At 52.2% G+C, this 14,040-nt stretch carries 12 protein-coding genes; 6 read left to right on the forward strand and 6 right to left on the reverse strand.

The genetic code is table 11. The features are described from left to right. The first annotated feature begins 31 nt into the window (after positions 1-31). The 4 genes from ABXG94_RS01295 (at position 32) to ABXG94_RS01310 (ending at position 3,350) form a co-directional block, all read left to right on the forward strand. A complete protein-coding gene (locus tag ABXG94_RS01295) occupies positions 32-337 on the forward strand; it encodes a DnaJ family domain-containing protein (RefSeq protein WP_353531843.1) in 306 nt (101 codons plus the stop codon). Between the two features lie 330 nt (positions 338-667). Next, positions 668-1,339, forward strand: coding sequence for an SOS response-associated peptidase (locus ABXG94_RS01300; RefSeq protein ID WP_353531844.1), 672 nt, complete (start codon positions 668-670; stop codon positions 1,337-1,339). Positions 1,340-1,433: 94 nt separating this feature from the next. Beyond that, entirely contained in the window at positions 1,434-2,258 is an 825-nt protein-coding gene (locus ABXG94_RS01305) for a bifunctional allantoicase/(S)-ureidoglycine aminohydrolase (protein WP_353531845.1), read from the forward strand. 90 nt (positions 2,259-2,348) lie between these two features. Next, a complete protein-coding gene (locus ABXG94_RS01310) occupies positions 2,349-3,350 on the forward strand; it encodes a type I glyceraldehyde-3-phosphate dehydrogenase (RefSeq protein ID WP_353531846.1) in 1,002 nt (333 codons plus the stop codon). A gap of 32 nt (positions 3,351-3,382) precedes the next feature. Here ABXG94_RS01310 and lpdA read toward each other — a convergent pair whose 3' ends face one another. From lpdA to puuE, 5 genes are all read right to left on the reverse strand, one after another. Next, positions 3,383-5,113, reverse strand: coding sequence for a dihydrolipoyl dehydrogenase (gene lpdA, locus ABXG94_RS01315; protein ID WP_353531847.1), 1,731 nt, complete (start codon positions 5,111-5,113; stop codon positions 3,383-3,385). Between the two features lie 13 nt (positions 5,114-5,126). Next, positions 5,127-6,392: a 2-oxo acid dehydrogenase subunit E2 gene (locus ABXG94_RS01320; protein WP_353531848.1), complete on the reverse strand. Its 1,266-nt coding sequence runs from the start codon at positions 6,390-6,392 to the stop codon at positions 5,127-5,129. A gap of 21 nt (positions 6,393-6,413) precedes the next feature. Next, positions 6,414-9,068, reverse strand: coding sequence for a pyruvate dehydrogenase (acetyl-transferring), homodimeric type (gene aceE, locus ABXG94_RS01325; protein WP_353531849.1), 2,655 nt, complete (start codon positions 9,066-9,068; stop codon positions 6,414-6,416). 192 nt (positions 9,069-9,260) lie between these two features. After that, positions 9,261-9,743 carry an ureidoglycolate lyase gene (locus tag ABXG94_RS01330; protein WP_353531850.1) on the reverse strand — a complete coding sequence of 161 codons (483 nt, stop codon included), beginning with the start codon at positions 9,741-9,743 and terminating at the stop codon, positions 9,261-9,263. Beyond that, on the reverse strand, positions 9,736-11,154 hold the full coding sequence (gene puuE / locus ABXG94_RS01335) for an allantoinase PuuE (RefSeq protein WP_353531851.1): 1,419 nt from the start codon (positions 11,152-11,154) through the stop codon (positions 9,736-9,738). Before puuE ends, ABXG94_RS01330 begins: the two co-directional genes overlap by 8 nt. Positions 11,155-11,291: 137 nt before the next feature. Here puuE and uraH point away from each other — a divergent pair, with 137 nt between their 5' ends. After that, complete coding sequence (uraH, locus tag ABXG94_RS01340; RefSeq protein WP_353531852.1) at positions 11,292-11,645, forward strand: hydroxyisourate hydrolase; 354 nt, start codon at positions 11,292-11,294, stop codon at positions 11,643-11,645. Here uraH and ABXG94_RS01345 read toward each other — a convergent pair. Beyond that, positions 11,642-12,556 carry a LysR family transcriptional regulator gene (locus ABXG94_RS01345; RefSeq protein ID WP_353531853.1) on the reverse strand — a complete coding sequence of 305 codons (915 nt, stop codon included), beginning with the start codon at positions 12,554-12,556 and terminating at the stop codon, positions 11,642-11,644. The two genes, uraH and ABXG94_RS01345, sit on opposite strands and share 4 nt — an antisense overlap. Positions 12,557-12,651: 95 nt before the next feature. Here ABXG94_RS01345 and ABXG94_RS01350 point away from each other — a divergent pair, with 95 nt between their 5' ends. Next, the gene (locus ABXG94_RS01350) at positions 12,652-13,872 is read left to right on the forward strand and encodes a urate hydroxylase PuuD (RefSeq protein ID WP_353531854.1); all 1,221 of its coding nucleotides are present in this window, start codon (positions 12,652-12,654) and stop codon (positions 13,870-13,872) included. Positions 13,873-14,040 lie beyond the last annotated feature (168 nt).

Consider the following 14,040-nt stretch of genomic DNA (forward strand, 5'->3'; position numbering starts at 1 on the left):
AGACGGGGTTTCAACCGCTAAAACAGCGCCCATGGACCACCCGCTGATTGATCTTATCAACCAAAAAATCGCACAGGCCGAGGCCGACGGTGAATTTGACAATCTTAAAGGCGCAGGCAAACCCCTGCCCAAAACCGATGATCCGGAAAACGCGCTGATCAATCGCCTGATCAAAGAAAGCGGTGGCGTGCCCGAATTTGTGTCTTTGTCGCGCGAGCTTGAGCGGCTACGCGCCGAGCTGCGCGAAACCGGTGATCGCACCCGCCGCCAAGAGATCCTGAAAGACATGTCGATGATGGAAGCCAAAATCGATTTTGCGCGTAAAGCGCACAAGTAGGGTGGGCTTATAAATCACCCTGCGCAATTTTCAATTTTGACCAGCAATCTCTGGCCTGTCTGCAATCCGCAGAAATTAACCCTTTTGCCCAAATGTTTCGCGCGAAACTCAAGTTTTGGCTCGAATCGTACAGTTCAGCGTGTGAAACGTACAAATTGTACAAATAATCAAAAATTTAGCGGCCGACCCTTGTGTTAACCTAGGGGCCAAAACCCCAGATATGGCGGCTGAAACTCGCAAGAAATGCGACCGAGGTCGACCTTAACGCAGCGCATGCTGCCAACTGATGCACACTCTGGGCATCTTTGAAAAAATGGTTAATCTAGGCCCATGTGTGGACGTATCGCCAATACCTTACCCTCTGACGCCATGGCGCAGCTCTTCAGTGCGACACCCGCCAATAACCTGCCCAGTGTGCCAAATTTCAACGTCTGTCCAACCACCGGCATTCACGTGGTTATGGGGGCTGATCCAAACAGTGCAGACAGCACGCGCAGGCTGGTGCAGATGCGTTGGGGCTTTATCCCGCATTGGTACAAGGCCCCCAATGACGGGCCGCTTTTGATCAATGCCCGCGCTGAAACTTTGGCAGAAAAGCCCGCATTTAGAATGGCTTGCCGGGAAAGGCGCTGTCTTATTCCGGTAACTGGCTACTACGAATGGACCAAGGATGACGCTGGCAAACGCTGGCCATGGTACATCCATTCTGACGCGCCTTTGGCCTTGGCGGGCATCTGGCAAGACTGGTCACAGGGGGGCGAAAACTTGCGGTGCTGTGCGGTGGTGACAATCGGGTCCAACATCAAACTATCGCAAATACATCACCGCATGCCGGTTGTGATTGCACAGGACAACTGGGATCTGTGGTTGGGCGAACAAGGGCATGGTGCCGCTCGGTTGATGCAGCCAGCGGATGACGATCTGCTGTCGTTTCATGCGGTTGATCCAAAGGTGAATTCCAACAAAGCCAGCGGCCCTGAACTGATCGAACCATTCGAGTGATTATCAATCTCTGCCTTAAAATGCTTCATGTCTTAAAGGCTTGGAATATATCTATAAAAAGCGTCTGATAGACGGGCATTACAAAGGCGCATTTATGTCTGATACCCCCTATGCCAGCCCGCCGGGCGGCCTGCCTCCGCAAAGCCAAATCACCACCAACCGGGCGGTGTTTACCCCGTCTTATGCGGTTATTCCCAAGGGAGTGATGACAGATATTGTCACCTCGAACCTGCCGTTTTGGACGGATACCCGAGCCTGGATCATTGCCCGCCCGCTCAGTGGATTTGCCGAAACTTTTGCGCAATATATCGTCGAGGTTGCCCCTGGCGGTGGCAGCACCCAACCAGAGCCGGATTCAAGCGCCCAGGCTGTGCTTTTTGTCGTCTCTGGATCGCTAAAATTGTCTGCAAATAACACAGAAAATATTTTGCAGGCTGGTGGATATGCCTACATTCCCGCGGGCTGTGACTGGCAGGTTGAAAACATCAGCGACGCAGCTGTCACGTTTCACTGGGTTCGCAAACGTTATGAACAGGTTCAGGGCATTGATAAACCAGAGTTTTTTGTGTCTAGCGACCATGATGTGACGCCCGTGCCCATGCCCGACACCGAGGGGTGCTGGTCGACAACTCGATTTGTGGACCCGCAAGACATGCGTCACGACATGCATGTGAATATTGTCAGTTTTGAACCCGGTGGTGTGATCCCATTTCCTGAAACCCATGTCATGGAGCACGGTCTCTATGTGCTTGAAGGTAAAGCAGTTTATTTGCTCAACACCGATTGGGTAGAGGTTGAAGCAGGCGATTTCATGTGGCTCCGGGCGTTTTGCCCACAGGCCTGTTATGCCTCTGGCCCCGGCAGATTCCGTTATCTTTTGTACAAAGATGTGAATCGCCACCCAAAACTTGGTAAGTGACGGCAATTGTATCAAATACAATCTGGAACTGGTCATTTCACATCAATAAGTGTGAACTAAGCGCCTTGCTTCAGGTGTAAAGGTCGGACCATGGCGGAACAGAAAATTCGTATATTTATCAATGGTTTTGGTCGTATCGGGCGAACCGTTTTACGAATCTTAACGCAAAGTGATGCATATAAAGGCTTCGAAATCATTGGGATCAACGACATCGAACCGCTGGAAACATGTGCCTACCTGTTTCAATACGATTCGGTTTTTGGAACTTTCAACGGCACAGTCGATTACGACGAGGCCGCCATCATTGTGGACGGCACGCGCTTTCCGTTTCACGGAATCTCTGACATTGCCACGTTAGATTTGCGAGATGTTGACGTTGTTTTGGAATGCACCGGCATGGCTGGCAAGCGCGCGATTGCTGAGCAGGGCCTGACCGCTGGCGCAGAAAATGTATTGATATCAGGTCCTTCTGACGAAGCTGACGTCACTTTGGTGATGGGGGCCAATCACGAAATTCTACAAGATCAACGTATTGTGTCCAACGCATCCTGCACCACAAATGCCTTGGCCCCTTTGATGAAAACACTCGATGATGCCTTTGGTCTGATATCTGGCCACATGACGACGGTGCATTGCTATACCGGCTCGCAACCGACGGTCGACAAACCCCGAGTCGCTTTAGAACGCAGCCGCGCCGCCGCCCTGTCTATGGTGCCCACCACCACCAGCGCCCAGCGTATGATAGACCGGGTTTTGCCGCATCTGAGTGGGCGTGTAGAGGCGCGGGCGATCCGTGTGCCAACCGCCAGTGTCAGCGCAATTGACCTTACAATTCAAACAGATAAGCCAGTGAGTGCCCAAGCTGTGAACGCGGTTTTAAACACCGAAGCGGCGCGCGCAGGCATTTTAGGGTCTACCAAAAAACCCTTGGTTTCAACCGATTTGCGCATGCGCCCAGAATCCTTGGTGGTCTGCGAAAAAGAAACCTCGGTGTCTGTCGGCGGCCTTCTGCGAGTGTTTGGCTGGTATGACAATGAATGGGGATTTTCTTGCCGCATGCTCGACATGGCACGGCTAATGGCAAGCCGGTAGTGAAAAGCCCCGCGCGCGGCGGGGCCTTTGTTTTACTTACGTTTTTTCGGCGGCATCAGGTCGGTGATGGTGCCTTCAAACATTTCAGCGGCAAAGTTCACCGTTTCTGACAAGGTCGGGTGGGGGTGAATAGTATGGCCCAAATCCACCGCATCCGCGCCCATCTCGATGGCCAGGGCCACCTCGGCGATCAGATCCCCGGCGTTTGGCCCAACTATGCCCGCGCCAATCACGCGGTCACCGTCTTCGTCAAACAGCACTTTTGTTAAGCCCTCAGAGCGCCCCAATGACAAAGAGCGCCCAGACGCCGCCCAAGGAAACACGCCTTTGCCGACTTTGATTCCTTCCGCCTTGGCTTGGGTTTCTGTCAGGCCAACCCATGCAACTTCTGGGTCTGTGTAAGCCACCGACGGAATCACGCGCGCATCAAAGAAACGTTTGTGTCCCGCGCACACCTCTGCGGCCACTTTGCCCTCGTGAACCGCCTTGTGGGCTAGCATCGGTTGGCCAACAACATCGCCAATCGCAAAGATATGTGGTTGGCCAGTACGTTGTTGATTATCAACAGAAATAAACCCACGTTCATCCACCGAAACACCAGCTTTTTCAGCGTCGATCAGCTTGCCGTTTGGCTTACGGCCGACGGCAACCAACACCTTATCAAAGGTGTCAGTGGTTTCGCCATTTGGCCCCTCCATTGTGACTTTAAGCCCCTTTTTCTGGGCTTCAATGCCAGTCACTTTGGTCTTGGTCAGGATGTTTTCGTAGCGGGTTTCGATGCGTTTATGCAGCGGTTTGACGATGTCTTTGTCAGCACCCGGAATAAGCTGATCCATGAATTCAACGATGGTGACTTTGGATCCCAATGCGTCGTACACGGTTGCCATTTCAAGGCCGATGATACCGCCGCCCAAAACCAAGAGCCGCTTAGGCACATCTGCCAATTCCAACGCGCCAGTTGAATCAATGACGCGTTCGTCGTCGTGCGGGATAAAGGGCAAGGTGACTGGCACAGAACCCGCGGCGATGATACATTGATCAAAGCTGACAGTTGATTTAACGCCGTCGTTGTCGACCTCAATCATGTTTGGCCCGGTGAATTTACCATAGCCATTTACAACCTGAACTTTGCGAGCCTTTGCAAGGCCACCCAATCCGCCAGTCAATTGATTCACAACGCTTTCTTTCCATCCGCGTAAAGCGTCTAGATCGACTTTCGGTTTTGTGAATTTGATCCCAAAGTGGCCCATTTCCTCAGCTTCGCTGATAACTTTTGCGCCATGCAACAAAGCTTTGGATGGGATACAACCGACATTTAGGCAAACACCACCGAGGTTGCTGTCCTTTTCGATCAGAACAACTTTCTTGCCCAAATCCGCTGCGCGGAAAGCGGCCGTATAGCCACCGGGGCCAGAACCCAGAACTACCACTTCGGCATGTACGTCACCGGGACCAGTTGCAGAACCTGTGGCCGCCACAGCGGTTGGCGCTGCTGGGGCCACTGGTGTCGCTTTTGCTGATGGTGCCGCAGAGTCTTGGGTCTCAAGGACCAAGATCAAAGAGCCTTCGGCAACATTGTCGCCCTCAGCCACTTTGATTTCTTTGACCACACCCGCGGCAGGCGAGGGTACTTCCATGGTCGCCTTGTCTGATTCCAATTCGATCAAGGCATCCTCTGCGGCGACGGTGTCGCCCACAGAGACCAAGATTGAAACAACAGGAACGGCGTCAAAATCACCGATATCAGGTACTTTTACATCCATTGTTCAAGTCCCTTTATAGCATCAGTCGACGCACATCGCCGAGCAGGTGTTTCAATGTTGCACAGAAACGTGCGGCCAGTGCGCCATCGATGGCACGGTGGTCATAAGACATAGACAGCGGCTGCATCAAACGTGGTTCAAATTCGCTGCTTTCCTTGTTCCAAACCGGGGCCATTTTGGACCGCGTCAGACCCAAAATTGCAACTTCTGGCGCATTCACAATTGGGGTGAATGACGTGCCACCAATGCCGCCTAGTGATGAGATGGTGAATGTCGCGCCGGACATATCATCGCCCTTCAACTTGCCATCGCGCGCTTTAGCAGACAATTCCATCAGGTCTTTGGAAATCTCTACAATGCCTTTGCGATCGGCATCTTTGATCACTGGCACCATCAGTCCATTGGGCGTATCTGCCGCAAAACCAATGTTATAGAAGTCTTTCTTAATCAACTTGTCGCCATCGGGGTGGATTGAAGAATTCACTTCCCAATGCTGTTTCAGCGCAGAGACCGATGCCTTGACCACAAAGCTCAGCAGTGTGACGCGGTAGCCTTCGGTTTTTGCAATTCCGTCCAATTCGCGACGATAGCCGTCAAGGTCGGTGATGTCGGCTTCTTCGTTATGGGTCACATGCGGGATGTTCAACCAGCTGCGGTGCAATGCTGGGCCAGAGATCTTTTTGATCCGTGGCATTTCAACATCTTCGATCTTGCCGAACTTGCTGAAATCAACAGCTGGGATCGGTGGGATGCCCATGCCACCAGAAGCTGCCGGAGCTGTCGCCGCAGGTGCGGTTGTAGATTTCAGATGCGCTGTGATATCTTCGCGCAGGATGCGGCCCTTGCGACCCGATCCGTTTACTTTGGCAATATCGATTTCCAATTGACGGGCAAATGCGCGTACCGAAGGCGACGCGTGGGCCTTGCCAAATCCGCTGTCAGTAATTGCCGCCACTGGGGCAGTGGCCGCTTGTGCCGGGCTCGATGCAGGTGCTGCGGTTGCGGCGGCAGCTGGGGCAGGGGTCTCGACGGCCCCCGAAGTAGCGTCTGCTTCGAGAACCAATATCAGAGAGCCTTCAGCGACATTGTCACCTTCCGCCACCTTGATTTCCAAAACCTTGCCCGCAGCCGATGATGGCACTTCCAACGTGGCTTTGTCGCTCTCCAACTCTACAATGGGATCTTCCAAGGCGATGACGTCACCGACGCTCACCAAAATGGATACAACAGGAACTTCCGCAAAATCCCCAATATCTGGTACTTTGACTTCAATTGTCATGATCTTTTCTCCTCTGTCCGATCACACCAGCCGTGGGTTCGGCTTGTTTCCGTCGATGTCATATTTCGCCATGGCTTTCTCAAGCACAGCTTTGGTGATGTTGCCTTGGCGATATAGATCCACCATGGCGGCCGCTGCGATATGGTTTGCGTCCACTTCAAAGAAGCGGCGCAAGTTCACGCGGCTGTCGCTGCGTCCATATCCGTCTGTCCCAAGAACCGTGTAATGCCCTGGAACACAGGCCCGAATTTGTTCTGCATAGTTTTTCATGTAGTCGGTAGCGGCAATGATTGGCCCTGTGGCCTTTGCAAGTTGCTGCGCGACAAAGGGGACTTTTGGTTCTGCCAATGGATTTAACCGGTTGTAACGCTCGGCATCCTGACAATCACGCGCCAGCTCGTTAAAGCTTGGAGCAGACCAAATTTCAGACGTCACTCCAAAGTCGTTTTCCAGCATTTCCGCGGCTTTGATTGCTTGGATCAAGATTGTACCAGAGCCCATCAAAGTCACGTGTTTCTTGCCCGGTTTGGCGACTTCCTTAAAGCGATACAACCCTTTGATGATGTCGTCTTCAACACCCATCGGCATATCAGGATGGCTGTAGTTTTCGTTCATCAAGGTCAGGTAGTAAAACACGTCTTCCTGATCTTCATACATGCGCTTCATGCCATGCTGCACAATCACTGCAACTTCGTGCTGAAATGTTGGGTCATAGCTGACGCAGTTCGGGATCGTGCCCGCCAGAACGTGGCTGTGACCATCTTCGTGTTGCAAGCCCTCACCGTTCAAGGTTGTGCGTCCGGCAGTGCCACCCAACATAAACCCGCGTGCCCGACTATCGCCAGCCGCCCAAGCCAGATCGCCAATACGTTGGAAACCAAACATCGAGTAATAGATAAAGAAGGGGATCATTGGCACGCCGTGGTTGGAATACGACGTCGCGGCAGCGATCCAATCGGCCATCGCCCCGGCTTCGTTGATGCCTTCCTGCAGAACCTGACCGTCGATGCTCTCTTTGTAGAACATCATTTGATCAGCATCTTGCGGCGTATATTTTTGTCCAAGTGGGTTATAGATGCCCACCGAACGGAATAGGCCTTCCATGCCGAACGTGCGGCTTTCGTCAGGAACGATTGGCACGATATTCTTGCCAATTTTCTTATCCCGCAACAGGGTTGTCAGAATACGCACAAACGCCATTGTGGTGGAAATTTCGCGGTCGCCGGTACTTTTCAACTGGGCAGCAAACTTGTCGAGTGCTGGAATCTCCAGCTTGTCTGACTTTGCATCGCGTTTCGGGAAAGCACCTCCAAGCGCTTGCCGACGATCTGCCAGATAGGCTTTTTGTGCGTTGTTCAATTTGACAAAGGGTGCCTTGCCAACGTCTTCGTCGCTGACCGGGATCTGAAAACGATCGCGGAAGGCGCGCAGCTGATCTTCGTTCATTTTCTTTTGCTGGTGCGTGGTGTTCTGACCTTCGCCAGCTGTCCCCATGCCGTGACCCTTTACGGTTTTCACCAGCAGGCAGGTTGGTTGACCCTTGGTGTCTGTGGCACGTTTGAAGGCGGTATAGACCTTTTGCGGATCGTGGCCGCCGCGACGCAACGACCAGATTTGTTCATCTGACCAATCAGCCACCAATGCAGCGGTTTCAGGGTATTTTCCAAAGAAGTGCTCGCGAATATAAGCACCGTCTTTGGATTTGAAAGTCTGATAATCGCCATCCAGCGTCTCGTCCATCAACTGACGCAATTTACCGGAAGTGTCTTTTTCCAAAAGCGCGTCCCAGCCCTTGCCCCAAAGCAATTTGATGACGTTCCAGCCTGCACCGCGGAAGTCACCTTCCAGCTCTTGCACAATCTTGTGGTTGCCGCGGACCGGGCCATCCAAACGTTGCAAGTTACAGTTTACGACAAAGATCAGGTTATCCAGACCTTCGCGTGCTGCCAGATCGATGGCACCGCGCGATTCCGGTTCGTCCATTTCGCCATCACCTAAGAAACACCAAACCTTTCGGTCTGCCATATCGATGTGGCCCCGGTTGTGCATATATTTCATAAAGCGCGCTTGATAGATTGCCATGAGCGGTCCAAGCCCCATCGAAACCGTTGGGAATTGCCAGTAATCCGGCATCAACCAGGGGTGTGGGTAAGACGAAAGCCCATTGCCAGCCACTTCAGAGCGGAAGTTTTCAAGCTGCTCTTCTGTCAGGCGGCCTTCCATAAAAGAGCGTGCATAGATGCCTGGGATCACGTGCCCTTGAAAGAACACCAAATCACCGCCGTGAATGGCTGATTTAGAGCGCCAGAAATGGTTTAGGCCAATGTCATACATGACAGCCGAAGAAGCAAATGACGCGATGTGACCACCGTATTCGCTGGACACTTTGTTGCGGCGCACAACAGTCGCCATCGCATTCCAACGGTTGATAGTACGGATACGCCATTCCATATCCATGTCACCTGGGAAGGGTTCTTGGTCGTCTGCAGGAATGGTATTCTGATAGGGTGTGGTTGCAGAAAATGGCAGGTTTGCACCGGCGGCACGCGCCTGTTGCACTGCTTTGTCTAGCAAGTAATGCGCACGGTCTGCGCCATCACGTGCAATTACGTCTTCGACGGCTTCTTGCCACTCGCGTGATTCCACCGGATCAATATCTTCGAATTTCGTCGCCATGATGGCTGCCTCCTCCAAATGTCTCGCTCCACCCTTATAGTTCAGTGTTAAACTACTTGGGTAGGTCGATAGCCTCATAGCAGCCATGCGTCTAGCGGTCATCTCTTTTTTTGAAAGAGTTTCGCCAGATAGAATGCTAGTCTGAGTAGAATTAATGAGGGGGGATATGTGAATTTGGTATTTAGTTTACAGTTAAACTATCTCAACTGAGGCAGCTAGCCGGTATTCTTCCAGATTTGGCCCGGGCCCCATTCTGTCAACCACAGCAAAAAGACCTGGCGCGTGGAGTGGCGTTAAAACACCGTGCCAAACGCCTTTATGAATGTTGATTGCTTGACCAGGGGCAGAAACAAATGCGCAGGGTTCGCCCGGCGATCCGTTAACGTCGGAGGCTACAATAATCAAAAAGGAGGTTAGGCTCATCGGAATAAAGGCTTGGCTTCCGTCGGGATGACGCTCTAACAGGTCAAGTTGATAAGGCAGGCTGCGCGGCTTGGCGTCAAACAGGCTTATTCCGGCGCGTCCGCCGCCAAAGTCCAGTTTGGCCAAATCGTGGTGTCGCCCGCAATTGCCTTGGTTGATAATCTGGTCCGGTTGCTCTTGCAGTTCCAGTACATCGCCAAACGGTGCGAATTTGTCCGCAGAGAGCGCAGAAGTCTGAATAACCTTACTCATTCCAAAGACTTTCTAGGCGGATTTCAGCAATGCGCTCGACTTGTCGGCATGCTTCGTCGAATTCAACGTCGCTAGACTGAGCAATGCGTCGTTCAAACGCTCGCATAATGCTGGCTTTAACATGGTCGCGTACTGCTATGATAAAAGGAAAACCATGAGTTTTGACGTATGCATTGTTGAGGTCATGAAATTGGGTGCGTTCGACATCGGTCAGCAAGTCCAGGCCAGCGCTTGCCTGTTCCGCATTTGAATCGGCGGTCAACTGCCCTGCAGCGGCCAGCTTGCCAGCCAAATCAGGGTGGGCCTTTAGAACACCCAATCGTTGCGCTTGGCTTGCACTGCGAAAGATGCGTAACAATGCACTGTGTATACCAATGGGGGTGTCATGTGCAGGACCAAGTTCCAGATCAAACGCCGCCTCTGCAATCCACGCTGAATGTTCAAAGATACTGCCGAATTTTGAGACGAATGCTTTGCGCGGCATTTGGCTGGGACGCATATGATGATCTGGTTTGTGGGTTTTTGCCCAATGGGTTGCAATATCAAGCCGTCGCGGTGTCCAAACGCCCTCAAAGCCCTGAATGTAATGCAAAAATTGGCGTAGTCCGGCGATTTTTCCAGGGCGACCTATCAGCCGGCAATGCAATCCAACAGTCATCATCTTCGCCGAACCTGCCCGGCCTTCGTGATAAAGTTCGTCAAATGAATCTTTCAAATAGGTGTAGAAATCCTGCCCGGTTACCCAGCCGGGCGCGGTTGCAAACCGCATGTCATTGGCTTCTAGGGTGTAGGGAATGATCAGTTGGTCATGGTCGTCATAGGAGCGCCAATAGGGCAGGTCATCGTCGTAGGTATCGCTGACATAGTCAAAGCTGCCGTTTTCGGCGATCAAACGTACGGTGTTTTCTGAACAGCGGCCAGTATACCACCCGCGCGGGCGCGTTCCGACCACATCTGTGTGCAATCGAATAGCTTCGGCAATTGCGGCGCGCTCCTCGTGCTCGGGCATGCCGCTGTGTTCTACCCATTTCAGCCCATGCGAAGCGATTTCCCATTTTGCGTCTTTCATAGCGGCCACTTGTTCTGGCGATCTGGCGAGTGCGGTCGCGACACCATAGACCGTGAGCGGTATTTTTGCCCCAGTGAACAACCTGTGCAGTCGCCAAAAACCAGCACGGGCCCCGTATTCATAAATGGATTCCATATTCCAATGGCGTTGCCCTTGCCATTGGCCTGCGCCAGGGATGTCAGATAGAAACGCTTCGCTCGCGGGATCACCGTGCAATAGGCAGTTTTCACCGCCTTCTTCGTAGTTCAAAACAAATTGCACTGCGATACGCGCCTTTCCCGGCCACCGAGCGTCCGGCGGTGTCTGGCCATAGCCGCGCATATTTCGTTGATATCGTTTCATATTCCGCCTCTCTCAGCGAAGTGTACTCTAACAAAAGCCTATGCGGTTTAAGGTTTAATTTGAAAGAGCTATCACGCGCTGTACAGTGGCGCTGGTGATATATTTGTCATTATGTGCAGTTGTCTGAGGAGTAGAGCATGTCAGGATATTTAACGACGCATGTGTTGGATACCGCGCGCGGTTGTCCGGCAGATGGTATTCGGGTCTCATTGTTCCGGCTTGATGGCAGCGCACGGCAGCATTTGGCAGATGCACTCACCAATGCGGATGGCCGCACTGATCGCCCGATTTTGCCGAAAGATTTGTTTGAAACAGGCACCTATGAATTGGTGTTCGCTTGCGCTGGTTATTTTCAGGGCAGCGGGCAGGCGGGCCGTTTACCACTGTTTCTAGAGGATATTCCCATTCGCTTTGGAATGAATGAGGCAACGCATTATCATGTTCCCTTGCTGCTTTCGCCGCACGGATATTCCACTTACCGTGGCAGCTAGTCCGAATGTGGCCCTAAGCGTTTGGTGATATGCTGCGCCATATGATCAATAAACAAACGTGATTTAGGGTCTTGATGACGACGGTGCGAATAGAGGCAAGCAAGTTGTACCGCGACCGGCGGAAACTGTTCCAGGACCGGTATCAATTGACCTGTAGAAAGCGCCTCTGAAATTTCAAATTTTGGTTTTAAAACAATGCCATGACCCGCAAGGGCCCAATCCGTAAGAACGTCTCCGTCATCTGATTCAAAGGGGCCTTTCACTGCAATCTTTTTCACGCCCTCGGGGGTTTCCAAAGGCCACTGAAACTCTGGCGCACCCGGATAACGCAGGTTGAGGCAGTCATGGCTGTCGTCGGTCAATTGATCTGGTGAACTGGGTATTCCGCGGTCTTTAAGATAGGCTGGCGCGGCACAAAGCACGCGGGGGCAATCTGCTATCTTGCGAATTTTTAGCGTGCTGTCTTCGGGGACACCTAAAAAGAACGCGATATCAAGTCCCTCGGCTGTCAGGTCAAGTTTGCGGTCCGAGAGCCGAAGCCGCACGTCGATCAGAGGGAATTTCTCTTTAAAATCTGGTACTTGTGGTGCGATCAATCGCCGACCTAAGCCAAGCGGCGCGGCGACAAATAACGAACCTCGTGGTTGAGACGTCACATTGCTGACGGCCGCTTCGGCGTCTTGGATGGTTTCAAGAACCTTGCAGGCCCCAACATAGAATATTCTTCCCTGCTCTGTGGCGTTCAATTGACGGGTTGTGCGTTGGAATAGGCGGACGTTAAGGTGCTGTTCTAATTGAGAAATTCGAGAACTTGCCACCGCAGCCGAGATTCTTTGATCACGGGCGGCGGCGGACATGTTGCCGAGTTCGTAGACTCGGACAAAAGTTTTGATGTTATCGATATACGACATTGTATTGATTTACTTGAAACTGCTGGGGTTTCTTTCATTATAGAAGATAATATTTGAATGCGCTAGTCTGGTGATTGCGGAAGAAGGATGGAAATATGCTTGAGATTCCAATACTTTACGAGTGGTTGGGCTTTGTGGTGCGTTGGGTGCATGTGATCACGGCAATCGCTTGGATTGGGTCGTCTTTCTATTTCATCGCGCTGGACCTGGGGTTGAACCGCGAGGGCGATTTTGGCGGGGCTGATGGCGAAGAGTGGCAAGTGCATGGCGGCGGATTTTACCATGTTCGCAAGTACTTAGTCGCGCCAAACGAGATGCCGGAACACCTGACCTGGTTCAAATGGGAGAGCTATTCGACCTGGCTTTCGGGATTTGCGCTGTTGATGCTGGTCTATTGGGCCGGGGCAGAGCTGTATCTGGTCGACGCACAAAAGTCTAACATGTTGATCTGGCAGGGAATATCACTATCGGCCGCTGTGTTAACCATTGGCTGGTTGGTCTATGATTTCCTGTGTAAATCCCCGCTTGCGAAACATCCAACGGTTTTGATGGTCTTGCTGTTTTGTCTATTGGTCACAATGGGTTACGGGTTAAATCAGGTCTTTACAGGTCGGGCGGTCATGCTGCACCTAGGGGCCTTTACCGCCACGATCATGACGGCCAATGTTTTTTTTATTATCATGCCAAATCAACGGGTTGTGGTAGATGACTTGCAAAATGGCCGGGTGCCGGATGCGAAATACGGCAAGATCGCCAAGTTGCGATCGACTCACAACAATTATCTGACGCTGCCGGTGATTTTTCTAATGTTATCAAATCACTACCCGTTGGCTTTTGCGACAGAATACAATTGGCTGATCGCGGCGCTGGTGTTTTTGATGGGCGTGACCATCCGGCATTTTTTTAACGAGATGCACGCGCGCAAGGGCATGTTGTGGTGGACATGGCTGGTGACCGTGGTTTTATTCATTGTTATCATGTGGTTGTCGAGTGCCGGACCAATTCAGACGCCGTTGGAAGAGGCAGAGCTTGAAATGCCAGTGGCCGCGCAGAAGTTCGCGGAAGCTGAGGGTTTTCAAGAGGTTAGCGATATTGTGTTGGGCCGCTGTTCCATGTGCCACGCGCGCGAGCCGTCCTGGGATGGCATTCACCGTGCGCCCAAGGGTATCTATTTGGAAACACAGGGAGAAATCGCGATGAATGCGCGTGCGATTTACGTTCAGGCGGGGTTAAGCGATGCGATGCCACCGGCGAATGTGAGCTGGATGGAGGACGAGGAACGCGCCGCCATCGTCGCTTGGTATGCTGCGCATTAAGCGACCGGTGGGTTCATTTTGGGTTATTTGTACAATTTGTACGTTTCACGGCCCCAAACGTACGATTCGCGGTGGGGTTTGGGATTTTTTGAGTATTTTTGGAAAGATGAAGTTGGATTGGGCGCGGGTAAGTTGATTTGACATACAGCCTAATGGGTTCTCGTGCTT

The sequence above is a fragment of the Cognatishimia sp. WU-CL00825 genome (assembly GCF_040364665.1).
In the GTDB taxonomy this organism is placed as follows: domain Bacteria; phylum Pseudomonadota; class Alphaproteobacteria; order Rhodobacterales; family Rhodobacteraceae; genus Cognatishimia.